Annotated in this window: 21 protein-coding genes; 13 read left to right on the top strand and 8 right to left on the bottom strand. The window is 73.3% G+C overall.

Annotated features, from left to right (window positions below):
• Positions 1 to 20: 20 nt before the first annotated feature.
• The 4 genes from hisG (at position 21) to AB0M18_RS07315 (ending at position 4,111) form a co-directional block, all read left to right on the top strand.
• Positions 21 to 869: an ATP phosphoribosyltransferase gene (gene hisG / locus AB0M18_RS07300; protein WP_365755821.1), complete on the top strand. Its 849-nt coding sequence runs from the start codon at positions 21 to 23 to the stop codon at positions 867 to 869.
• Positions 870 to 920: 51 nt separating this feature from the next.
• Complete coding sequence (locus AB0M18_RS07305) at positions 921 to 1,376, top strand: PH domain-containing protein (protein ID WP_365755822.1); 456 nt, start codon at positions 921 to 923, stop codon at positions 1,374 to 1,376.
• 267 nt (positions 1,377 to 1,643) lie between these two features.
• Positions 1,644 to 2,984, top strand: a complete 1,341-nt coding sequence (locus AB0M18_RS07310) for a hemolysin family protein (protein ID WP_365755823.1) — start codon at positions 1,644 to 1,646, stop codon at positions 2,982 to 2,984.
• Complete coding sequence (locus tag AB0M18_RS07315) at positions 2,981 to 4,111, top strand: hemolysin family protein (protein ID WP_365755824.1); 1,131 nt, start codon at positions 2,981 to 2,983, stop codon at positions 4,109 to 4,111. The genes AB0M18_RS07310 and AB0M18_RS07315 overlap by 4 nt, the downstream gene beginning before the upstream one ends.
• 84 nt (positions 4,112 to 4,195) lie before the next feature.
• On the opposite strand, the gene AB0M18_RS07320 is transcribed toward AB0M18_RS07315, so the two are convergent.
• Positions 4,196 to 6,085 (bottom strand): AAA family ATPase, encoded by a 1,890-nt coding sequence (locus AB0M18_RS07320; protein WP_365755825.1) that lies wholly within the window; start codon positions 6,083 to 6,085, stop codon positions 4,196 to 4,198.
• Between the two features lie 306 nt (positions 6,086 to 6,391).
• A complete protein-coding gene (locus AB0M18_RS07325; RefSeq protein ID WP_365755826.1) occupies positions 6,392 to 7,024 on the bottom strand; it encodes a hypothetical protein in 633 nt (210 codons plus the stop codon).
• Positions 7,025 to 7,210: 186 nt separating this feature from the next.
• On the opposite strand from AB0M18_RS07325, the gene AB0M18_RS07330 reads away from it, so the two are divergent.
• On the top strand, positions 7,211 to 8,569 hold the full coding sequence (locus tag AB0M18_RS07330) for a peptidase C39 family protein (protein WP_365755827.1): 1,359 nt from the start codon (positions 7,211 to 7,213) through the stop codon (positions 8,567 to 8,569).
• A 23-nt stretch (positions 8,570 to 8,592) separates the two neighbouring features.
• On the opposite strand, the gene AB0M18_RS07335 is transcribed toward AB0M18_RS07330, so the two are convergent.
• Complete coding sequence (locus AB0M18_RS07335) at positions 8,593 to 9,852, bottom strand: erythromycin esterase family protein (RefSeq protein ID WP_365755828.1); 1,260 nt, start codon at positions 9,850 to 9,852, stop codon at positions 8,593 to 8,595.
• Between the two features lie 69 nt (positions 9,853 to 9,921).
• On the opposite strand from AB0M18_RS07335, the gene AB0M18_RS07340 reads away from it, so the two are divergent.
• From AB0M18_RS07340 to AB0M18_RS07355, 4 genes are all read left to right on the top strand, one after another.
• Entirely contained in the window at positions 9,922 to 10,683 is a 762-nt protein-coding gene (locus AB0M18_RS07340; protein WP_365755829.1) for a MerR family transcriptional regulator, read from the top strand.
• A gap of 108 nt (positions 10,684 to 10,791) precedes the next feature.
• Positions 10,792 to 11,952, top strand: coding sequence for an acyl-CoA dehydrogenase family protein (locus AB0M18_RS07345; protein WP_365755830.1), 1,161 nt, complete (start codon positions 10,792 to 10,794; stop codon positions 11,950 to 11,952).
• Between the two features lie 681 nt (positions 11,953 to 12,633).
• Complete coding sequence (locus AB0M18_RS07350) at positions 12,634 to 13,755, top strand: hypothetical protein (RefSeq protein ID WP_365755831.1); 1,122 nt, start codon at positions 12,634 to 12,636, stop codon at positions 13,753 to 13,755.
• 9 nt (positions 13,756 to 13,764) lie between these two features.
• Positions 13,765 to 14,868 (top strand): phosphotransferase family protein, encoded by a 1,104-nt coding sequence (locus AB0M18_RS07355; RefSeq protein WP_365755832.1) that lies wholly within the window; start codon positions 13,765 to 13,767, stop codon positions 14,866 to 14,868.
• Positions 14,869 to 14,890: 22 nt separating this feature from the next.
• Here the strand turns inward: AB0M18_RS07355 and AB0M18_RS07360 are convergent, their stop codons facing one another.
• Positions 14,891 to 15,259, bottom strand: a complete 369-nt coding sequence (locus AB0M18_RS07360) for a hypothetical protein (protein ID WP_365755833.1) — start codon at positions 15,257 to 15,259, stop codon at positions 14,891 to 14,893.
• Between the two features lie 235 nt (positions 15,260 to 15,494).
• Between AB0M18_RS07360 and AB0M18_RS07365 the strand changes: the two genes are divergently transcribed.
• The 4 genes from AB0M18_RS07365 (at position 15,495) to fxsA (ending at position 19,505) form a co-directional block, all read left to right on the top strand.
• Complete coding sequence (locus AB0M18_RS07365) at positions 15,495 to 15,935, top strand: Lrp/AsnC family transcriptional regulator (protein ID WP_189976755.1); 441 nt, start codon at positions 15,495 to 15,497, stop codon at positions 15,933 to 15,935.
• Between the two features lie 70 nt (positions 15,936 to 16,005).
• A complete protein-coding gene (locus tag AB0M18_RS07370) occupies positions 16,006 to 17,628 on the top strand; it encodes an amidohydrolase (protein ID WP_365755834.1) in 1,623 nt (540 codons plus the stop codon).
• A gap of 402 nt (positions 17,629 to 18,030) precedes the next feature.
• Positions 18,031 to 18,804: a polyprenol monophosphomannose synthase gene (locus AB0M18_RS07375; RefSeq protein ID WP_365755835.1), complete on the top strand. Its 774-nt coding sequence runs from the start codon at positions 18,031 to 18,033 to the stop codon at positions 18,802 to 18,804.
• A 107-nt stretch (positions 18,805 to 18,911) separates the two neighbouring features.
• Positions 18,912 to 19,505, top strand: coding sequence for an FxsA family membrane protein (fxsA, locus tag AB0M18_RS07380; RefSeq protein ID WP_365755836.1), 594 nt, complete (start codon positions 18,912 to 18,914; stop codon positions 19,503 to 19,505).
• Between the two features lie 118 nt (positions 19,506 to 19,623).
• On the opposite strand, the gene AB0M18_RS07385 is transcribed toward fxsA, so the two are convergent.
• From AB0M18_RS07385 to AB0M18_RS07400, 4 genes are all read right to left on the bottom strand, one after another.
• Complete coding sequence (locus AB0M18_RS07385; RefSeq protein WP_026278069.1) at positions 19,624 to 19,998, bottom strand: RNA polymerase-binding protein RbpA; 375 nt, start codon at positions 19,996 to 19,998, stop codon at positions 19,624 to 19,626.
• A gap of 255 nt (positions 19,999 to 20,253) precedes the next feature.
• Positions 20,254 to 21,627, bottom strand: a complete 1,374-nt coding sequence (locus tag AB0M18_RS07390; protein WP_365755837.1) for an MFS transporter — start codon at positions 21,625 to 21,627, stop codon at positions 20,254 to 20,256.
• 85 nt (positions 21,628 to 21,712) lie between these two features.
• Positions 21,713 to 22,480: a glycerophosphodiester phosphodiesterase gene (locus AB0M18_RS07395; protein WP_365755838.1), complete on the bottom strand. Its 768-nt coding sequence runs from the start codon at positions 22,478 to 22,480 to the stop codon at positions 21,713 to 21,715.
• Entirely contained in the window at positions 22,477 to 23,145 is a 669-nt protein-coding gene (locus AB0M18_RS07400) for a hypothetical protein (RefSeq protein WP_365755839.1), read from the bottom strand. Before AB0M18_RS07400 ends, AB0M18_RS07395 begins: the two co-directional genes overlap by 4 nt.
• Positions 23,146 to 23,222: the final 77 nt, after the last annotated feature.

Raw genomic sequence — 23,222 nt, forward strand, 5'->3', positions numbered from 1 at the left:
AGGCAAAGGAAGCCCGTCCCATGCTGCGCATCGCCGTCCCCAACAAGGGTTCTCTCTCCGGACCTGCGATGGAGATGCTCCATGAGGCGGGCTACCGGCAGCGCAAGGAGTCCAAGGAACTCGTCACCGTCGACCCGGAGAACGAGGTGGAGTTCTTCTACCTCCGCCCCAAGGACATCGCGATCTACGTGGCGTCCGGCCGGCTCGACATCGGCATCACCGGCCGCGACCTGCTCCTGGACTCCGGCGCCAACGCCGAGGAGATCCTGCCGCTGAACTTCGGCCGCTCCACCTTCCGCTACGCCACCCGCCCGGGCACCGCGGACGGCCCCGCGGACTTCCACGGGATGACGATCGCCACCTCCTACGAGGGCATCGTCGCCAAGCACCTCGCCGAGCAGGGCGTCGACGCCTCCGTCGTGCACCTCGACGGCGCCGTCGAGACCGCGATCCAGCTGGGCGTCGCCCAGATCATCGCGGACGTCGTCGAGACCGGCACCAGCCTGCGCAACGCGGGCCTCGAGGTCATCGGCGAGCCGATCCTCACGTCCGAGGCCGTCGTCGTGCGCCGCACCGGCGCCGTCGACGACGACCCGAAGGTGCAGCAGTTCCTGCGCCGCCTCCAGGGCGTCCTGGTCGCCCGCAGCTACGTGATGATGGACTACGACTGCCGCGCCGAGCACCTGGAGCAGGCCGTCGCCCTCACCCCGGGCCTGGAGTCCCCCACCGTCTCGCCGCTGCACAACGAGGGCTGGGTCGCCGTGCGCGCCATGGTCCCCGCCAAGGAGGCGCAGAAGGTCATGGACGACCTGTACGAGCTCGGCGCCCGCGCCATCCTCACCACGGCCATCCACGCCTGCCGCCTCTGAGCAGCACTCCGAGAAGCAGGGAAGCAAGGAAGCAAGGAGACCGGCACACCCATGTCCGACACCGCCGTTCCCGCCCTCCCGGTCACCTTCCGGCCGGGCCGCACCCGGGCCGTCCTGTTGACCCTCGGCGTGGCGATGTTCGTCGTCGTCACGGCGGTCGGACTGATCCTGGAGAAGCTGAGCCCGGCGGAGCGGGTCAGCTTCGTCTTCACCGCCGCCGTCTTCGCGGGCGTCCTGGTGCTGCTCAGCCGCCCCAAGGTGGTCGCCGACGAGGACGGCGTGACGGTCGTCAACATCACCCGGAAGCGCCGACTCGCCTGGGCCGAGATCCTCAGGGTGAACCTGCGCCCCGGCGACGCCTGGGTGTTCCTCGACCTGAGCGACGGCACCAGCCTGCCGGCCCTCGGCATCCAGCCGGGCATCGCCAAGGAGCAGGCCATCCGCGACGCCCGCGCGCTCCGCGCCCTCGCCGAGTCCCGCGGCACCGGGACCGAGTCCTCCCGCTGACCCGGGTCGGGACCTCGGTCCGGACCCCGGTCCCGGTCGGGGACGGACCCTGATCCGTCCCCCATACGGGGCCGACCCCCTGCCCGCGAGGGCGCGGGCGTGACTAATCTGGTGGCGGTGGTGCCGAGCGGCACCACCGCCTCGCATGTGCAGGGCCGCCCGCCGGCGGCCCGCGAGGCCGCCCAACGACTCCGAGGAGTGACTCCCTCCGGCAATGGACGGATCGTCCGGTAGTACCTGCGCCGCCCCCTCACCCGAGGCGGCGGCATGATCGTCTCCCTGTCGCTGCTCGCCGCAGCCTTCCTCCTGATCCTCGCCAACGGCTTCTTCGTGGCCGCCGAGTTCGGCCTCGTCACCGTCGAGCGCGCCGAGGCCGAGCGCGCCGCCGCCGAAGGCGACCGCCGCGCCCGCGGCGTCGTCCGGGCCCTGCGCGAGCTGTCCTTCCAGCTCTCCGGCACCCAGCTCGGCATCACCATCACCTCGCTGGTCACCGGCATGCTGGCCGAGCCCGCACTCGCCGGACTGCTGCACGGCCCGCTGACCGCGACCGGACTGCCCGAAGGGGTCGTCTCCGGCATCGCCGTACTCATCGGCATGCTGCTCGCCTCCGCGGTGCAGATGGTCGTCGGCGAACTCGTCCCGAAGAACTGGGCGGTCTCCCGGCCGCTCCAGGTGGCCCGCTTCGTGGCCGGCCCGCAGCATGTCTTCGCGAGCCTCTTCCGGCCCGTGATCGCGCTGCTCAACACCGTCGCCAACCGGCTCGTCCGGCTGTTCGGCGTGGAGCCGGCCGACGAGCTCGACTCCGTCCGCACCCCCGGCGAGCTGGTCGCCCTGGCCCGCCACTCCGCCGAGGCCGGGGCCCTCGAACAGGACACCGCCGACCTCTTCGTACGGACCCTCACGCTCGGCGGGCTCACCGCCGAGCAGGTCATGACCCCGCGGGTGCGGATGAGCGCCCTCCAGTCGGACGCCACCGCGGCCGACGTCCTCAACCTGACCCGGGCCACCGGCCTGTCCCGCTTCCCGGTCTACCGGGAGCGGATCGACGAGATCGTCGGCATGGTCCACCTCAAGGACGCGCTCGCCGTCGTCCCGCAGGAGCGGCACCGCACCCCGGTGGGCCGGATCGCCGTCCCGCCGCTGCTCGTCCCCGAGTCGCTGCCGGCCCAGGCCCTCCTGGAGCGGTTGCGCCGCGAGCAGCCCATCGCGGTCGTCGTCGACGAGTACGGGGGCACCGCCGGCGTCGTCACCCTGGAGGACATCGTCGAGGAGCTGGTCGGCGAGGTCCGCGACGAGCACGACACGGCCGCCGACGAGCGGCCGGAGCTGGCCGCGGTGCCGTCCGAGGACGGCAGCCAGGTCTGGGAGGCCGACGGCTCCTGCCGGGTGCACACCCTGCACCGGATAGGACTCGACGTGCCCGACGGACCGTACGAGACGGTCGCCGGGCTCGTCGCCGATCTGCTCGGGCGCATCCCCGCCCCGGGCGACCGGGCCGAACTCCCCGGCTGGCGGCTCTCCGTCCGCCAGGTCGGCCGCTACCGCGCCGAACGCGTGCGGATCATGCGCACCGCGCCGGTGCCCGTCGGGGCGGAGGCGGCCCGATGAGCCTGCTGCCCCTCCTCTTCGCCGTCCTCCTGGTGCTCGCCAACGGCTTCTTCGTCGGCGCCGAGTTCGCGCTCGTCTCCGTGCGCCGCAGCCAGATCGAACCGCTCGGCGGCACGCGGGCCCGCCAGGTGCTGTACGGCCTGGAGAACCTGCCGCAGATGATGGCCGCCGCGCAGTTCGGCATCACGGTGGCCTCGCTGACCCTCGGCGCCGTCGCCGAGCCGACCGTGGCCCGGCTGCTCGAACCGGTCTTCCACGCCGTCGGCGTACCGGACGGCCTGGTCCACCCGCTCGGCTATGTGATCGCGCTGGCCGCGGTGGTCTTCCTCCACCTGGTGATCGGCGAGATGGTCCCGAAGAACCTGGCGATGGCCGACCCCGAGCGCACCGCGCTCGCGCTCGGCCCCGGCCTGGTCGGCTTCGCGCGCCTCTGCCGTCCGGTCACCACCGCGCTCGGCGCCTGCGCGCGCCTGGTCCTCAGGGCCTTCAAGGTCGAACCCAAGGACGAGGTGGAGGCCGTCTTCACCTCCGCCCAGCTCGGCCGGCTGGTGGAGGACGCCGGGCAGGCCGGACTGCTCGACCCGGCCGAGCAGGAGCGCCTGGAGGACGCCCTCGAACTGGGCACCCGCCCGGTCACCGACGTCCTCATCCCCTCCGCCTCGCTGGTCACCGTGCCCCCGTCGGTCACGCCCCGGGAGATCGAGGAGCTGACCGTGCGGACCGGCTTCTCCCGCTTCCCGGTCCGCGCCCAGGCGGACACCCAGGGCGTACGGGCCGAGGGCCGCGGCAGCTTCATGGGCTTCGTGCACGTGAAGGACGTCCTGGACCTGGAGGACCGGGAGCGGGCGGTGCCCCAGCAGGTGTGGCGCCCGATGGCCACGCTGCGGGCCGAGCTGCCGCTGGACGACGCGCTCACCGTGATGCGCCGGGCCGCGACCCATCTGGCCCAGGTGTCCGACGCCTCCGGCCGGGTGCTCGGCCTGGTCGCCCTGGAGGACGTCCTGGAGATGCTGGTCGGCGAGGTCCGCGACCCGGCGCACCGGGTGCGGACCGTGGTGCGCCACCCGGTGGGGACCGCCGCCGCGCAGCCGCCCGCGCAGCCGCCCCCGCGGGTGCTCGCCGGCTGAGCCCGGCAGAGCCCGGCAGAGCCCTCGCGGGCCCGGTGCCCTCGCGGGCCCGGTGCCCTCGCGGGCCCTCGCGGGAGCCGCCGGTCAGATGCCCGGCGGCTCCTGCGGTCCGCGGTCCGTGGGGCCGCGCCCCGAGAGCACCTCGCCGTACGCCTGCATCAGGTCCGGCAGCCGCAGCGTGGCCAGGTCCTCGCGCCCCGGCACGGTGCCGTAGCCGGACAGCCGCAGATCGCGGTAGGCGCAGGACTTCTCGTACAGGGTGCGCAGGAACCGCCCGTTGCCGAGCTCGTCGATCCAGCCCTGCTCGACCACGTGCCCGCTGATGGAGCGCAGCTCGTCCAGGGCCTCCTCGTCCCAGCCGTCGCCGTTCGCGGCGGCGAGCACCTTGCCGATCTCGGTCAGCTCCAGAGGACGGTACGAGGGGAAGTCGACCCGGGTGGTGAAGCGGGACGAGAGACCGGGGTTGGCGGCGAGCAGCCGGTCCATGCCCTCCGGGTAGCCGGCCAGGATCACCACCAGGTGGTCCCGGTTGTCCTCGGCCCGCTTGAGGAGCACCTGCAGGGCCTCGTCGCCGTAGGCGTCGCCCTTGCTGTAGCCGGTGTTGGAGAGCGAGTAGGCCTCGTCGACGAAGAGCACCCCGCCGAGCGCCGAGTCGATCAGCTCATTGGCCTTGACCGCGGTCTGGCCCAGATACTCGCCGACCAGATCGGCCCGCTGGGCCTCCACCAGATGGTCGCCGCCGAGCAGGCCGAGCGCGTAGAAGACCCGGCCGAGGATCCGGGCCACGGTGGTCTTCCCGGTGCCCGAGGGGCCGGAGAAGACGAAGTGCCGTTTCGGCGGCTGGACGGGCAATCCCTGTCCGGCGCGCAGCCGGGCCATCTCCAGCTGGGCCGACAGGGCCTTCACCTGCCGCTTCACCGGCTCCATCCCGACCATCCGCTCCAGCTCCGCCAGCGCCTCGGCGAGCAGCGCCGGGTCGGTGGGGCTGGCCGGGAAGCGGGGCGGCACCGGCTGCGCGGGGACGGCCGCCTTCTGCCGTACGACATCGGGCGGCTCCGGCGGCGCGGGCGGCGGGCCGGTCTCCGGTCTGAGCAGCAGTCCGTCGCCGCCCGCGCCCTCCGGCCCGTCCCGCTCGCCGTCCACCGTGTCCTGGCCGAGCCCGCCGTACATCGCCGGGGCGTAGCCCACCGGGTCGTCCGGGCCCTCGAAGCCGTCGTACTCGGAGATGGCCGCGAGCCGTGCCGCGGTGTCCATGAACGCCGGGTCGATCCGGTGCACCGCCCGGTAGAGCGGCAGCGCGGCGGCGGACCGGCCGGTGCCCTCGTGTGCCCGGGCCAGCCAGTAGCGCAGCTCCTTGCGCTGCGGCTGCTCGCTGCGGCAGCGCATCAGCGCCGCCGAGAGCAGCGGCTCGGCCTGCCCGTACATCTCGAGCCGCACCCGGGCCATGCCGCCGAACAGACCCGCCTCGATGCCGAGCAGCGGATCGTCGACCAGTGCCTCGGTGTGCCGGACCAGCTGCTCCCAGTCCTTGACCAGATAGGCGCGGCAGGCGTGCAGGAAGCGCACCTGCGGGTCGGTGTCGACCGGCGGCAGCCCGGCGAGCGCCCGGTCCAGCTCGGGCACGTGTCGTCCGTCGAGCCAGTGCGAGGCGTGCGCGAGCAGCAGATCGCGCGGGGTCTCGAGGACCGGCTGCACCCACCAGCCCAGCCAGTACCAGGAGTTGAGGGTGCGGCGGTGCCGGGTGCGCTGCTCGCCGAAGCGCTCGCGGTTGCGGTACATCCGCAGCAGCGCGGTCGTGGTGTCCACCCGCAGCGCGTGCAGCCCGAGCCAGCCGTCGGCCATGCCGGGGTCGATGCGCACGGCCGTCCGGAACTCCTCCTCGGCCTGCGGATAGGCGCCCATCGTGTAGGCGTCGACTCCGCGCAGCCAGGCGAGCTCGGCGGGGGCATGTGTGCCCTGTGTGCCGAAGTCCATCGGGTCCCCCACAACCGTCTACACGTGGACGGGAATTGACCGCACCGAGGGGCATCGTACCTGCGCAGGGGGTGCGTGATGAGGGAGAAGAGGGCGATCGGTCGTGATCGACGAGATCCGCCGGAGGCTCACCGGTGGTCACCCTCGGTGAGGAAGAGGGCGGAACGAAGCCCCCGATCACGGGGGAACAACCGGGGGCTTCGCGTCCGCGGCGGCTTCGAAGGGCCGCACATTCAGAACGTAAGACCTGTACGCCCCTTGGGTCAAGCCGAGTTGAGGCACTTGCGGAAGTGGAGTTCCGCCCACTCAGTTTGCGGCCGGGGACTCGTCACGATGGGTGATGATCTGGTTCGGGCCTGCGGTCGCAGAGGGCCCAGGCAGCCACTCGTAACCCTTCCCGCTCTCCCGTACCAAGGTGTCGGCGAACGGCCGCGAAGGGTCCTCGGTGAAATGGCGAGTCTCCGCCACGGTCCAGCCGTCCCAGAAATCGGCCTGCGCGGGCCCGTCCCGATGCCGCCCGCGCACCCAGGACTCCACGGCGCCGCGCTCCATCCACAGCAGCCGCGCGAGGAACGGCCGCAGCACCCGCCGCCCGGCACCCACGCCCTCCATGAGCACCACGGGCGCCGGCTCCAGCGTCCTCGCCGGACCGAAGGCGCGCAGATTCCAGTCGTACGGGTGATAGCGCGCCGTCCGGCCCTCGGACAGGGGCCCGACGACCTGGTCCAGGAGACGGCCCGTCCACTCGAAGAGCTCCTCGTGGCTCGCGAGGTCGTCGAGACGCAGCACGGGCGCCCCGCCGAGGGCCGCGGACAGCCGGTCGGCCAGCGTGGACTTGCCGGACCCGGCGTGCCCGTCGACCGCGACGAGCCGCACCGGGCCGCAGGAGGGCGGCAGCCGGCGCAGGGCGGCGGCGGCCCGGTCGAGGTCGTCGGTCATGGCTTCAGGGTAGGGGACCGGCCTGCCGGGATCCGCCCCAGGTCAGCGAGGCGGTGCTTGCCACTGGTGGAGACCAATATTGCTCGTGCGGCGCGTGTCGAATCGCTGGCAGAAGCCGTCCACGAGCCGCGATAGTGGGGCCCGCAGCCCGTCCGTTCGCCACCACCGACTGGAGGGTCACCGCCCATGCCCCCTGCCACCCCGCGCCGCACCGTCCTCGCCGCGGCCCTCGCCGCGGCGGCCGGAACGGCGGCGTCCGTCGCCCCGGCCGCGGCCGCGGCCGCGATCGAGGCCACCGGAGACACCCCCGACCCCGGCCTCGTGGACAACCGCTTCTGGTCCACGTACACCGACTGGCGCTGCGGCACCGCGGCCGGCACCCGGGCCGTCGCCGGCCGCCGCCCCGGCCTGGTGATCGACACCCCGGCCGGCCGCACCGACTACGCCGACCCGCACTCCGGCCGGACGAGCACCTGGGAGTACGCGACCTGGACCTCGCCCGTCCACACCTCCACGGTCCCCGCGACCGAGGTCATCGCCTCCTGGAACGCCCACACCCCGCCCGGCACCTGGATCCAGGTCGACCTGCGCGGCACATACGGCGACGGCACCGACACCCCCTGGTTCGTGATGGGCCGCTGGGCCTCCGGCGACGCCGACATCCGCCGCACCTCCGTCGACGACCAGAGCGACGGCAAGGCCTCGATCTGGACCGACACCTTCGCGGTCGACGACCCGGCGAGCGGCCTCCGGCTCGTCTCGTACCAGCTCCGCCTCACCCTCCACCGCACCCCCGGCACCACCCTCTCGCCCCTGGTCTGGCGGCTCGGCGCGATGGCCTCCGACATCCCGGACCGCTTCGACGTCCCCGCCTCGGCGCCCGGCCTCGACCACGAGCTGACGGTGCCGCGCTACTCGCAGAACACCCACGTCGGCCAGTACCCCGAGTACGACAACGGCGGCGAGGCCTGGTGCAGCCCCACCTCCTCGCAGATGATCATCGAGTACTGGGGCCGTCGCCCCTCCTCCGCCGACCTGGCCTGGGTGAACCCCGACTTCGCCGACCCCCAGGTCTGCCACGCGGCCCGCCACACCTACGACCACCAGTACGCAGGCTGCGGCAACTGGCCCTTCAACGCCGCCTACGCCGCCGCCTACCCCGACATGAACGCGGTGGTCACCCGGCTGACCTCGCTCACCGACCTGGAGACCCTGATCCGCGCCGGCATCCCGGCCATAACGTCCCAGTCCTTCCGCAAGGAGGAACTCACCGGCGCCGGCTACGGCACCTCGGGCCACCTGATGACCGTCATCGGCTTCACCGCGACCGGCGACGTGATCGCCAACGACCCGGCCTCACCCAGCAACGAGGCCGTGCGCCGGGTCTACCGGCGGCGCGAGTGGGAGAACATCTGGCTGCGGACGAAGCGGTACAACGCGAGCGGGAAGGTGGTCTCCGGCACGGGCGGGGTCTGCTATCTCTACTTCCCCGACCGTCCGACTCCCGTGCAGCGCAAGGCGCTTCAGGTCGTCGGGGTGCTGTGAGGGGGCGGCCGGGGCGAGTCGGATCAGACCGTCGGCACGTCCCTGACGAACACCAGCCCGTCCGCTGCCTGTAGATGTGCCGGGGCCAGCGGCGCGTAGCCGAACCATGGTGAGACGCGCGCCGTGGGCAGCGCGTCGCCGAGGTGGGCCGTGAGGCGGCGGGGGGCGAGGAGGGAGGGGGCGGCGGGGAGCTGCGCGTACAGCAGGCCCTCCAGGGTGTCCGGCGGGGGCGCGTCGACGCCCTGGTGGTGGATGGTGCCGAGGGCCGTGGGGAGGAAGGCGTAGTCCGGGCCGAGGCGGGTGCTCACCAGGGCGCCGGCGCTCCACCACCGCAGCGGGTCGCCGCCCATGCGCATGGTGCTCTGCTCCCGCTGGAGGTGGGAGTTGTGGGCGTAGACGAGGACCGGGCCCCGGTCGGTGAGGGCGAGGAGGTTCTCGGCCATCATCCGGCCGCGGACGCCGAGGAGGCGGGGGAGCCGGGCGGGGGAGGTGTCCGCCATCCAGTGGTGGTACTGGAGCAGGCCGAGCGCGGTGCGCGCGTGGAGGCGGGCGAGGTCGACCTCCTCTCGTGAGGTCGCCGCGAGCAGCAGCGGCGCCTGCTCGTCGAGCAGGGCCGCCAGGTCGTCGGCGAGCAGTCGCAGTTCCGCGGCCTCGGGCGAGCGGCCCACCGAGCGCGTGGGGTCGTGCATGACGGCGGGATCGGTCCACCGCTCGTCGGTGCCGAGCAGCCGGTCGAGGGTGTCCGCGGTGCAGGGCAGCAGGGACGGGTCCACCTGGGCCGCGAGCCGGGTGTGGAGCGCGGTGAGGGCCTGGCGCGGGCTCGCGGCGGCGGTGATCTCCAGCGGGCCGTCGAAGCCGGCGAAGCGGAGCCGGTCGTCGGCGGGCCGCCCCTCGTTGAACTCGCGCATCCAGCGGACCAGCGCCCGGTTGGCCGCGGAGGCGCCCCAGCCGTGGCTGATCCCGCGCTCCACGACCTCGTCGAGGGGGCCGTCGGTGCCCTCGGTCACGTACGCGTCGACGAGCAGCCCCATGAGGCAGTCGCTCTCCAGCGCGATCGTCCGGTAGCCCTCCTCCTCGACGAGCTGCCGGAAGAGCGCGTTGCGCAGTTCCAGGAGGAAGTCCTCGCCGTGGGTGGGCTCGCCGAGCGCGAGCAGCCGGGGGCGGGGGCGTGACTGGGATCGGGGCCGGGACTGGGATCGGGCGGTCTCAGGCCGGTCCTGGAGCAGCTCCAGGACACCGGCAGCGGAGACGGAACGGGCGGTTTCCTTGATGTCAGTCGCCATGGCTTCAACGGTATCGTTGAAGCCTCGGTGGAGACTTTTCGTCGATTCATCCGCGATATCGTCGGCCTCATGAGGCAGAACCTTCAAACCAGAGATGCGGGCGAGCGGCTGCGGCCGATCGATCTGGCCCGCGCGCACGGTCTGTCCACGCAGGCGGTCCGCAACTACGAGGAGGCCGGCATCCTCCCGCCCGCCGCCCGCACCCCCTCCGGCTATCGCGCCTACACCCCCCGCCACGCGAGCGCCCTGCGCGCCTTCCTCGCCCTGCTGCCCGGCCACGGGCACCCGACCGCGACCGCGATCATGCGGGCCGTGCACGAGGGCGACCCCGACGAGGCCTTCCGCCTCGTCGACGAGAGCCACGCCCTGCTCCTTGAGGACCGCCGCACCCTCCGGGCCGTCGAGAGCGCCCTGCGCGATCTGGGGCCGGATCCCGCGGAAGGCCCGTTCGGGGCGTCCGGCCCGTCCGGCCCGTCCGGGTCGTCGGGGGACACCTTCATCGGTCCGCTGGCCGGCCGCCTCGGCATCCGGCCCGCGACCCTGCGCGCGTGGGAGCGCGCCGGACTGGTGCGGCCGCGCCGGGACCCCCGTACCGGATACCGGGTGTACGGAGCGGCCGACGTACGGGACGCCCGCCTCGCCCACCAGCTGCGCCGGGGCGGCTATCCGCTGGAGCGGATCGCCCCGCTCCTCGACCAGGTGCGGGCCGCGGGCGGTCTCGAACCCCTGGAGGGCGCGCTCGGCGACTGGCGTGCCAGGCTGTCCGCCCGCGCCCGCGCGATGCTGGCCGGGGCGGCGCAGCTCGACGCGTATCTCCGCGAGCGCGACTGACCGGGTACCCGTCCGAGGCTCCGGCGTCGCGGAACCGTGAGACGGGACGGCCGACCGGGCATAACCCTCCCGACAGGCCCCGAACCCCCCAGCGAGGAGCGCGCCGCCATGGTCGAGCAGGTCGAACGCCGGCTGCCCACCGACGAGGCCCGGGAGCTGCTCGCCCTGGTGCGGGAGATCGCCGAGCGCGAGATCGCGCAGACCGCCGCCGAGGAGGAGGCCGCCGGGCACTTCCCGCGCGAGCTCTTCCGGCTGCTCTCCGCCTCCGGGCTGCTCGGACTGCCGTACGACTCGGCGTACGGCGGCGGCGACCAGCCGTACGCCGTCTACCTCCAGGTCCTGGAAGAGCTGGCCGCCGCCCGGCTCACCGTGGCCCTCGGGGTCAGCGTGCACAGCCTGTCCTGCCACGCCCTGGCCGCCTTCGGCAGCGACGAGCAGCGGGCCGCCCATCTGCCCGCGATGCTCGGCGGCGGACTGCTCGGCGCGTACTGCCTGTCCGAGCCGGCCTCCGGCTCCGACGCGGCCGCGCTGCGCACCCGGGCGGCCCGCGACGGCGACGCGTGGGTGCTCGACGGCACCAAGGCATGGATCACCCACGGCGGGATCGCCGACTTCTACACCGTCATGGCCCGCACCGGCGGCGAGGGCCCGAAGGGGATCACCGCCTTCCTGGTACCCGGGGACGCGCCCGGTCTGAGCGCCGCCGCGCCCGAGCGGAAGATGGGCATGAAGGGCTCGCCCACCGCCCAGGTGCACCTCGACGGGGTACGGGTTCCCGACGCCCGCCGGATCGGGGCGGAGGGGCAGGGCTTCGCCATCGCCCTTGCGGCCCTTGACTCCGGTCGGCTCGGCATCGCGGCCTGCGCGGTGGGCGTGGCACAGGCCGCGCTGGACGCCGCCGTGGCGTACGCGCGGGAGCGCCGCCAGTTCGGCCGGCCGATCGCCGACTTCCAGGGGCTGCGCTTCCTGCTCGCCGACATGGCCACCCAGGTCGAGGCGGGCCGGGCGCTCTATCTGGAGGCGGCCCGGCTGCGCGACGAGGGCCGGCCCTTCGGCAGGCAGGCGGCCATGGCGAAGCTGTTCTGCTCGGACGCGGCGATGCGGGTGACGACGGACGCGGTGCAGGTGCTCGGCGGTTACGGCTACACCGCGGACTTCCCCGTCGAGCGGCTGCTGCGGGAGGCGAAGGTGCTCCAGATCGTCGAGGGCACCAATCAGATCCAGCGCGTGGTCATCGCCCGCCACCTGGCCGGACCAGAGTCCCGTTGACCCGGACCGTGCGGTCCGCCCACACGGGGCCCGAGGCGAGCCGGCTCCACTCCTGGTCGCGGTGGCCCGGCAGGGTCCTGCCGCGACTGGCCCAGAGGTCGAGCACCGCCTTGTAGATGGGCGGATCGGCCGGATGGGACGGAAGGGAGACATGAGGCGGCGCGGCGGCCTGCGCCGGGGCCGGCACGGGAACCGGCACCGGCATCGGCATCGGCAGCGGAACATGCGCGGACCCGGACCCGGACCCGGACCCAGACGCGGACCCGGGCCCAGACGCGGAGCCGGACCCGGACGCGGACCCGGGCCCGGACGTCGGCGCGGGGACGGAGACGGCCGTGGGGGCGGGAGCGGGGGCGGGCAAGGGAGCGGAGGTCTGCGGCTCGGGTGCCTGCGCGGGGGCGGGAACCGGAGCCGGAACCGCCTGCTGAACCGATTCTTCACAGCGCGGCTCGGACTGTCGATGCCGGCCGTATCCGCTGGGTGTCGTATACAGCGTGGTCATGCCCGGACCAACGCTTCGGCGCGGCCCACGGTCACCGCCGGACGTGGTCGAGCGGGAGTTCGAGGCGTCCCCAGGGGCGCTCGCGCACCGCCCTCCGCCGCTGCGCGGTGCACGACTCTGGTCGGGGGCACGGCACCTGACGTACCGTCAGATCCCACTCGCCGCCGAGGAGGTCACACGTGTCAGACGACCGGCCCGTCCCGCTCGACGAATACCCCGTGCACCAGGCGCCGCTCTCCATGAAGCACCACGTCAGCGGCGACCGGAACGCTTACGACCGGTGCATCTTCCATGTCTTCGACCACCAGGGACGCGCCCTTCTCATCGCCGGGCTCGGCGTCTACCCCAACACCGGGGTGATCGACGCCTACGCGACCCTGCGCAGCGGCGACCTGCTGCACGCGGTCCGCGCCTCCGACGCCCTCGGCGAGGACCGGATGAACCTCTCCGTCGGCCCGCTGAGCATCACCGTCCACGAACCGCTGGGGCGCCTCTCCCTGCACTGCGACCCCGACCCCGCCGACCCCGACGGGCTGTCCTTCGACCTCACCTGGACCGGCGACTTCCCCGCCGTCTGGGAGCCGCACCACACCCAGCGGCGCGGCGACCGGCTCACCCTGGAGGGCCGTCGCTTCGTCCAGGCCGGGCACTGCGCCGGCGTGATCCGCGCCGGCGGCGAGGAGTTCACCGTCACGGCGGGGAAGTGGACCGGCACCCGCGACCGCAGCTGGGGCGTGCGCCCGCTGCCCGGCGAAGAGCCGGGCCGCGCCGAGGAGTTCCGCCCCGAGGGCTTCCACTGGCTCTGGATCCCGATGCGCTTCGACGACCGCTTCCTCATGGTCATCGCCCAGGAGGACGCCGACGGCTACCGCACCCTCAACGAGGCCCTGCTGGTACGCGAAGGGCACCGCGACAGCCAACTCGGCTGGCCCCGCACCGACATCACCTACCGGCCCGGCACCCGCGACCCCGAACGGGCCGTCGTCCACCTCACCGACCCGGCCGGCAAGCCCCTGGAGGTCGGCGTGGAGATCCTCGCCTCCTCCCCGCTCGCGATCGGCGCCGGCTACCCGCCCGCCCCCGACTGGCAGCACGGCAGCTGGCAGGGCCGCGACTGGACCGACCGCCGCGTGTACGACCTCTCCGACCCGGCCGCCCACCCCCTGGCCGCCTACGGAGTCACCGACCACGCCGCCCGCTTCACCCTCGACGGCCGGACCGGCCACGGCATCTTCGAACACGGCTCCTTCGGCCGCCACGACCCGAGCGGCTTCGCCGACCACACCTCGACCGCCTCGTAAGGAGTACGGATGACCGCCCGCGCACCCCGACCCCGTACCTCCACCCGAGACCCCGAGGAACTGGGCCGCCGGCTCGCCGCGTGGCTCGACGCGCGGCTGCCCGGCGCCCGGGTCACCGGCCTCGCCGTGCCCGGGTCCAACGGGATGTCCAGCGAGACCCTGCTCTTCGACCTGGAGCACCCGGACGCGCCGGTACGGGGCTGCGCCCTGCGGCTGGCCGCCGACCCCGCCGCGTACACCGTCTTCCCCGTCTACGACATGGCCCGCCAGCACCGGGTGATGCGACTCGTCGGCGCGCACACCGACGTGCCGGTGCCGCGCGTGCTGTGGCTGGAGGAGGACCCGGGGCCGCTGGGCGCGCCGTTCTTCGTGATGGCCCGCGCCGAGGGCCGGGTTCCGCCGGACGTCATGCCCTACACGTACGAGGGGAACTGGCTGCACGCGGCGAGCGACGCCGAACGGGCGCGCCTGGAGGCCGCGTCGGTCGCGGTCCTGGCCCGGCTGCACGACCAGTTCCCCGCGAAGCGGGCGGAGTTCCTGCTGCCCGAGGGACCGGGGAGTCCGCTGCGCCGTCATGTCGACGCCCAACACGCCTACTACGCCTGGGTGGTGGACGGTCTGGCCCGCTCGCCGCTGATCGAGTCGGCCTTCGACTGGCTGGAGGCGCACTGGCCGACCGACGAGGGTCCGGCCGTGCTCACCTGGGGCGACGCCCGGATCGGGAACATCGTCTACGACGGCTTCGAGCCCGCCGCCGTCCTCGACTGGGAGATGGCGGCCTGCGCCCCGCGCGAGGTCGACCTCGGCTGGACGGTGTATCTGCACCGCTTCTTCCAGGACCTGACGGTGAGCTTCGGCCAGCCCGGCCTGCCGGACTTCCTGCGCCGCGACGCGATCGAGCGGCGGTATGCCGAACTCACCGGGCACACGCCCCGGGACATGGAGTTCCACACCCTGTACGCGGCGCTGCGGCACGCGATCGTGATGCTCAGGATCGCGTACCGGCAGGCGTACTTCGGCGAGGTGGAGGTGCCGGTGGACGCGGAGTACGCCGACGGCCTGATCCTGCACCACGCCACGCTGGCGGCGATGGTGCAGGGACGCTACTGGTGAGGGCCCCGGGCCCGGCGAGGGATCAGGCCGCGCGGCGCAGCTGGGCGGGCTTGATCGGGCGCGAGCCCGGGCCGCCCACGTGCGAGAACGGCTGCATCCGCCAGTCGAGGCCCTGGGGCAGCGTCAGGAGCAGGGCGGTGTCCTGCTCCTGGACCTCCAGGGTGTCGTCGGCGGCGCGGGCCCCGGCGGCGGCGCGGCCGGTGCCGGAGCAGACCGTGAGCACGAAGGGGTTCCACGGCGTCGGGCAGAGCGCGTGCTCCGGCAGGACGTCCTCGTCCGCGAGCAGCGCGATCGGCTGCTCGCAGTCCGGGCAGATCACCCGGTACATCTCAAAGGTGTCGTACGCGTCGAGCTCGTCGACGGTGTCGACGGAATCAACAGGCTCCTGCATGGAGAATCTCCCCCTCGGACGGGTCGGCCGGATCTGAGTGGCCTCGACCACAGCAAGCAATTCCCATGCGGCCCGCCGCATAACCGTGAGGTCACGCCCCAGACCCCGAGATGCCTGTGGCGTTCGTCACATGCCCCTCGCAGGTGCCTCCCGGATGCCCCGAACACCGGCGAACAGCGGCATACGGGCCGCCCCCGGCTGTGCCCCGGTACCGCCGGGGCAATAGGGTCACCGCATGGAGGAGCTGGATCGTCAGATCGTCGAGTTGCTCGTCAAGGACGGGCGCATGAGCTACACCGACCTGGGCAAGGCCACCGGCCTGTCCACCTCGGCGGTGCATCAGCGCGTCCGTCGCCTCGAGCAGCGCGGAGTCATCCGCGGCTACGCCGCCGTCGTCGACCCGGAGGCCGTCGGTCTGCCGCTCACCGCCTTCATCTCGGTGAAACCCTTCGACCCGAGCGCCCCCGACGACACCCCCGACCGGCTCGCCGACATCCCCGAGATCGAGGCCTGCCACAGCGTCGCCGGCGAGGAGAACTACATCCTCAAGGTGCGCGTCGCCACCCCGCTGGAGCTGGAGCACCTGCTCAGCCGCATCCGCTCCCAGGCCCATGTCTCCAGCCGCACCACGGTCGTCCTCTCCACGCCGTACGAGGCCCGCCCGCCCCGCATCTAGAACGCCCCGGCCGGAGCACCCCCGGGACCCGGCGGACAAACCGGGTCTCCGCAGGTCCTAGCCTGGTGGGATGAGCGCGAACGAACACCGCACCGTGCTGCTGCGCGGTGGAGAAGTCCACAGCCCCGCCGACCCCTTCGCCACCGCCATGGTGGTGGAGCGCGGGCACGTCGCCTGGGTCGGCTCGGAGGGCGCGGCCGACGCCTTCGCCGCCGGTGTGGACGACGTGGTCGACCTGGAGGGCGCGCTCGTCACCCCCGCGTTCGTCGACGCCCATGTGCACACCACCGCCACCGGCCTGGCGCTGACCGGCCTCGACCTGTCCGCCGCGGGATCGCTCGCCGAGGCCGCGGAGCGGATCCGCGGCCACGCCGAGGCCCGCCCGGCCGACCGGATCCTCATCGGGCACGGCTGGGACGCCGCCCGCTGGCCCGAGCGCCGCCCGCTCACCCGCGCGGAGCTCGACGAGCTCACCGGCGGCCGGCCGCTCTACCTCACCCGGATCGACGTCCACTCGGCCGTCGTCACCACCGCGCTGCTCGACCTGGTGCCCGGCGTCCGCGCGCTCGACGGCTTCCACGACGGGCAGCAGCCGCTCACCGGCGACGCCCACCACGCCGTACGGGCCGCCGCCTACGCGGCCCTGTCGCCGAGTCAGCGCACCGAGGCCCAGCGGGCCGCCCGGGAGCACGCCGCCTCGCTCGGCATCGGCACCCTGCACGAGTGCGGCGGCCCGGAGATCTCCTCCGAGGAGGACTTCACCGGTCTGCTGGACCTGGCCCGCAGCGAGCCCGGTCCGCGGATCGTCGGCTACTGGGCCGACCTGGACGTCGAGCGGGCTCGCGCCCTCGGCGCCCTCGGCGCGGCCGGCGACCTGTTCGCCGACGGCTCCCTCGGCTCGCACACCGCCTGCCTGCACGCCCCGTACGCCGACCACCCCGGCGCCGGGCACACCGGCACCGCCCACCTGGACGCGGCCGCCGTCGCCGCCCACATCGTGGCGTGCACCGAGGCCGGCCTCCAGGGCGGCTTCCACGCGATCGGCGACGCCGCCGTGGACGCGGTCGTCGAGGGCGTCCGGGCCGCCGCCGAGAAGCTGGGCCTGGCCCGCGTCCGGGCCGCCCGGCACCGCGTCGAGCACGCCGAGATGATCAGCCCGGAGTCGATCGCCGCCTTCGCCGAGCTCGGCCTGACCGCCTCCGTGCAGCCGGCCTTCGACGCGTACTGGGGCGGCGAGGAGGGCATGTACGCCGACCGCCTCGGCGTCGAGCGGGCCCGCGGCCTCAACCCGTACGCGGCGCTGCTGCGGGCCGGCGTGCCGCTCGCCTTCGGCTCGGACAGCCCGGTCACCCCGCTGGACCCGTGGGGGACCGTGCGGGCCGCCGCCTTCCACCGCACGCCCGAGCACCGGGTCTCGGTGCGGGCCGCCTTCACCGCGCACACCCGCGGCGGCTGGCGCGCGGTCGGCCGCGACGACGCCGGCAGCCTGGTGCCGGGCGCCCCCGCGGACTACGCGATCTGGCGGACCGGCGAGCTGGTGGTGCAGGCGCCGGACGACCGGGTGGCCCGCTGGTCGACCGACCCGCGCTCCGGAACGCCCGGACTGCCCGATCTGTCCCCCGGTGGCGATCTTCCGGTCTGCCTGGAGACGGTCGTCTCCGGACAGACCGTGTTCGTGCGGCCGAACGAGTGACCTAAGGACATTTCGCACCGCCGCGTGAACCCCGCCGCGCTCGCCCGCGACCTGCGGATCTTCGTCCCCGGCCTGCAGTGACGGTTCATCGCCGCAGGTCAAACGGGTGTTGACAGCGCACGGGCCGCGGCCGGTAGGTTCGCAGCGTCCACCAAGGACGTCCGACCGGTTTCAAACCTCCACGCAGGCACCGAACGCCGCCCGCGCCTCGGGGGCGAGGGAAGGTTTTTCCGGCGGAGGGTGCGACCCGGGTGGGGCCCCGGCGTTCAGTAGACAACGGCCTCGGTCGATCCGCAGCCAGCGGATCCCGGGTCGGCCCGAAGGACGCCGGGCCCCGATCCCGCACCCCGTGCGCACGGCTCGCTATGGTGGGGGCTCGCGTATGTATCCGAAGGGGCAGTAGTGAACGACGGTGGCCAGAGGCGTTACGGCCCGCTCGGCGAGGCCTTGGTGATCATCCCGACCTACAACGAGGCGGAGAACATCAAGCCGATCGTCGCGCGCGTGCGGGAGGCCGTACCCGAGGCGCACGTACTCGTCGCCGACGACAACAGCCCCGACGGCACGGGCAAGTTCGCCGACGAGATCGCGGCCGAGGACGACCATGTCCACGTCCTGCACCGCAAGGGCAAGGAAGGGCTCGGCGCCGCCTATCTGGCGGGCTTCCGCTGGGGCATGGAGCACGGCTACGACGTCCTGGTCGAGATGGACGCCGACGGCTCCCACCAGCCCGAGGAACTGCCCCGGCTGCTCACCGCCCTCAAGGGCGCCGACCTGGTGCTCGGCTCCCGCTGGGTGCCCGGCGGCCGGATCGTGAACTGGCCCAAGTCCCGCGAGTTCATCTCGCGCGGCGGCAGCCTCTACTCCCGGCTCATGCTCGACGTGCCGATCCGCGACGTCACCGGCGGCTACCGGGCCTTCCGCAAGGAGACCCTGCTCGGCCTCGGTCTGGACGACGTCGCCTCGGCCGGCTACTGCTTCCAGGTCGACCTGGCGCGCCGCGCCGTCGCCGCCGGCTTCCACGTCGTCGAGGTGCCCATCACCTTCGTCGAGCGGGAGATCGGCGACTCCAAGATGAGCCGGAACATCGTCGTCGAGGCGCTGTGGCGGGTCACCGGCTGGGGTCTGACGGCCCGGGCCGAGAAGGTCGGCAGGCTGCTGGGCCGCAAGCCCTGATCTCTCCTGGTGCGCCCCTGATCTCTCCCGGCGCGCCCTGCTCTCCGCTTCGCGCCCTGATCTCTCCTTTACGACGTTCCTGCGGGCCGCCAGGCACACTGGGGTGCATGACGACCGGCGCACCGCCCTCCCATGCCCCCCGGCGCTCCCGCGCCCGCACCTTCCTCCCGCTGGGCCTCGCGGTCTGGCTGGTCCTGGAGATCTGGCTGCTCACGCTCGTGGCGGACGCGGCGGGCGGGTTCACCGTGTTCCTGCTCCTGGTGGGCGGTGCCGTGCTCGGCGGCGCCGTCATCAAGCGGGCCGGCCGACGGGCCTTCGCCAACCTCACCGGCACCTTCCAGCGTGCCCAGGAGGCGGCGCAGCGCGGCGAGGTGCCCCAGGCGCCCGACCGGGCCGGTGCGCAGGACCGCAACGGCTTCCTCATGCTCGGCGGACTGCTTCTGATGATCCCGGGCCTGATCTCCGACGCCCTCGGCCTCCTCCTGCTGGTCCCGCCGGTGCGCACGGCCGTCGGGCGGTACGCGGAGCGGATCGCGGAGCGCCGGATGAACGCCGCGCCGCCCGGCAGCCTCCAGGACGCCTTCCAGCAGGCCCGTATGCGCCGGCCGGACGGCAAGGTCGTCCAGGGCGAGGTCATCCGCGAGGACGCGCCCCAGGGCCCCGCGCGGCCCCAGGAGCCCCGTCCGCCCCTGCTGCCCTGACCCCGGGGGCTGACCCCCGGGTCCGCACGAGATACGCCGCGGGGCCCGGTACACGTGATGTGTACCGGGCCCCGCGGCGTATCTCTCGTGGCCGTGCCACCGGCCTGGTCTCAGCCCGTCAGGCGGACTTGCGGCTGTCGCGCGGATGCACGGCGATGTTCATGGCGCCGGACCGAAGGACCGCCAGCCGCTCGGCCAGCACCTCCTCCAGCTCCTCGCGGGTGCGCCGCTCCATGAGCATGTCCCAGTGCGTACGCGCAGGCTTGCCCTTCTTCTCCTCGGGGCCGTCCCCGTCCACCAGGAGTGCCTGGCTTCCGCAGACCTTGCACTCCCACTCCGGCGGAATCTCCGCCTCGACCGAGAAGGGCATCTCGAAACGATGCCCCTTCTCGCATGCGTACTCCACCGCCTGGCGCGGGGCCAGATCGATGCCGCGGTCGGTCTCGTAGCTGGTCACCACGAGGCGCGTGCCGCGAAGAGCTCGCTCACTCATGAATCGTGCCTCCCGGGCTTGTCGCCCACAGGACAGGTGTCGCTGTCGTCGTCATCCGGTCAACGTCCGGTCGGCGGTAAAGATTCCCGTTCCGGGTCATGCGTCGCCCGTCGTGCCGCCCCTTTTTGTACCCACCAGTGCCCGTTTTGTCACATCTGGCATGAGATGTCACTCAACGTCTTCACCAAGTCAGTACGCAGTAACGGTCCGCCTGGCAGGCCAAACGCGTACACTACCGCCCTTTCACTCCTGCGTCTAAATCCGGGCCGGAACGGGATTGCCCGCGGCCGCCACCGCGGCCCGAACCGGCACCCGTGCCAGGAGCACGAAGCCGATCCCGAAGAAGATCACCAGGGAGATGATGGCATCCCGATAGCTTCCGGTCAGCTGATACGCGAGACCGAACACCAATGGCCCCAGCCAGCTCAGCCCGCGGTCGCTCATCTCGTACGCGGAGAAGTACTCCGCCTCCTTGCCGCGCGGCACCAGGTGCGAGAACAGCGAGCGCGACAGCGCCTGGCTGCCGCCCAGGACCAGTCCGATGGCCCCCGCCAGGCAGTAGAAGAAGACGGGCGCGCCGGCCGGCAGGAAGTAGCCCGCCGCCAGGATCGCCGTCCACACCGCGAGCGAGCCGAGGATCGTGCGCTTCGCGCCGTACGAGCGGGCCATCCGCCCCATCCCGAGCGCCCCCGCCACCGCGAGCACCTGGACCAGGAGCACCGCCGTGATGAGCGTCGTCTGGTCCAGGCCCAGCTCCTCGGAGCCGTACACCGAGGCCTGCGAGATCACCGTCTGCACGCCGTCGTTGTAGATGAGGTACGCGAGCAGGAAGGACAGCGTCAGCGGGTGCCGCCGCATGTCCCGCAGGGTGGCCCGCAGCTGCTTCCAGCCGCTGCCCACCGAGCCCTCGCCGGGGGCGCCGCCGGCCCGCTCGACCCGCCGGTCCCGCAGCGCGCGCAGCGGCACCAGGGTGAAGGCGCCCCACCACAGCCCGGCCGAGGCCAGACAGATCCGCACGGCCGTGCCCTCCGACAGGCCGAGGGACTCGTGCCCCGAGTACACGATCAGGTTGAGCACGAGGACCAGGGCACCGGAGGTGTAGCCGAAGGCCCAGCCGCGCGAGGAGACCGCGTCCCGCTCGTCGGGCTCGGCGATCTGCGGCAGATAGGCGTTGTAGAGCACCATCGACACCGAAAGCGCCGCGTTCGCCACGATCAGCAGGAACGCGCCGAGCAGATAGCGCTGCCCGTCCAGGAAGAACATCCCGGTCGTCGCCGCCGCGCCCACGTACGCGGAGGCCGCGAGCAGCGGCTTCTTCCGGCCCGAGCGGTCCGCCGCCGCGCCGACCAGCGGCATCACCAGGACCGCGACGACGATCGACGCGGAGACGGCGTACGCGAACAGGGAACCGGCCCGCACGGGGATGCCCAGCGGGTGCACGAAGCCCTCGGGGTCCGCCGCCGCCTTCGCCACCGAGGTCAGATACGGCCCCAGGAACACGGTGAGGACGCTCGTCGAGTAGACCGAGCAGGCGAAGTCGTAGAAGTACCAGCCGCGCTGTTCGCGGCGCCGCTCGGCCGGATCGGCCGCCCGGCCGTCCGGCTGCCCGTCAGTGTCGACGTCGGTCAAGGCCGCGCCCCCTCGCTCGTCCCCGCGGTGCTCCATGGCGCCACGGGGTGCCCCGTTCTGATGATGTGCTGCACGCTCTGAACGCTCAGGCCCACAGTCCCCGGTCGGTGAGGACGGCCCGCAGCGTCTCCAGATGATCGGTCATGATGCCGTCCACGCCAAGGTCCAGGAGGGCGTGCATGCGTTCCGGCTCGTTGATCGTCCACACGTGCACCTGCAGACCGCGGGCGTGCGCCGCGCGCAGGAAGCGGCGGTCCACCACCGGGATGCCGCCCTGGCTCTCCGGGACCTGGGCAGCGACCGCGCCCGCGCGCAGCGGCGCGGGGATGCCGAGGGAGCGCAGCCGCAGGGCGGCGACGCCCGTCATGCCGTACGAGGTGGCGAGCCGCGGTCCGGCGAGCTTCTGCGCCCGCGCGATCCGCGCCTCGGTGAAGGAACTCACACAGACCCGGTCCCAGGCATCGGTCCGGCCGATCAGTTCGATCAGCGGGGCGAGGGCCGACTCGGCCTTCATGTCCACGTTCCAGCGGGCTCCGGGGAACTCGTCCAGGAGGTCCTCGAAGAGCGGCAGCGGCTCCTTGCCGGCCACCCGGGCCTCCGCGACCGCCGCCCACGGCAGATCGCGGATCCGGCCGCCGGTGTCGGTCACCCGGTCGAGGGTCGCGTCGTGGAAGGCGACGAGCCGCCCGTCGGCGGTGGTGTGCACATCGGTCTCGAAGTACCGGTAACCGGCCGCGGCGGCCCGCCGGAAGGCGGCCGCCGTGTTCTCCAGGCCGTCCGCCGTGCCGCCGCGGTGGGCGAAGGGCAGCAGCGGGGCCGGGTGGTCGAGATAGGGGTGGCGATCGTGAGTCACCGCCGCAGTATGGCCTGCCCCGGTGTCCCCGAGACGACGGGAGTGCTTCCGGTGCTCTCCCCGGGCACGGCGAAGAAGCGCAGGAAGAACTGCGCGAGCGGGCCGATGGCCAGGGCGTAGAGGATCGTGCCCACGCCGAACGAGCCGCCGAGCAGGAAGCCGGTGGCGACGACGGCGATCTCGATCGCCGTCCGCACCAGCCGGATCGACCGGCCGGTCAGCCGGTGCAGGCCCGTCATCAGGCCGTCGCGCGGGCCGGGGCCGAAGCGGGCCGCGATGTAGAGGCCGGTGGCCACGCCGTTGAGCACGATCCCGAGGAGCATCAGCGCGATCCCGGCCGGCAGCCCGTCCGTCTCCGGCACCACGGCCAGCGTGCCGTCCATCGCGAGGCCGATGACGAAGACGTTGGACACCGTGCCCAGGCCCGGCTTCTGCCGGATCGGGATCCACACGAGCAGCACGAGCGCGCCCACGACGATCGACACCGTGCCGATGCTCAGACCGGTCCGGTCGGCGAGCCCCTGGTGCAGCACCCCCCAGGGCTCCAGACCGAGCCCGCCGCGCACGAGCAGCGCCGAACTGACGCCGTAGAGCGCCAGGCCGGCGTAGAGCTGGACGAGCCGACGGGTGAGGTGCCGGCCGCGGAGACCGGAGGCGATGGACAAAGGAATGCCCCCTTGTGTGACGGCTCGGACGGAGACCGGTTGGTGCCGGACGGAGCCTGGGTGGTGAAGGTGGACTG

The sequence above is a fragment of the Streptomyces sp. NPDC051909 genome (assembly GCF_040681095.1).
Taxonomy (GTDB): Bacteria; Actinomycetota; Actinomycetes; order Streptomycetales; family Streptomycetaceae; genus Streptomyces.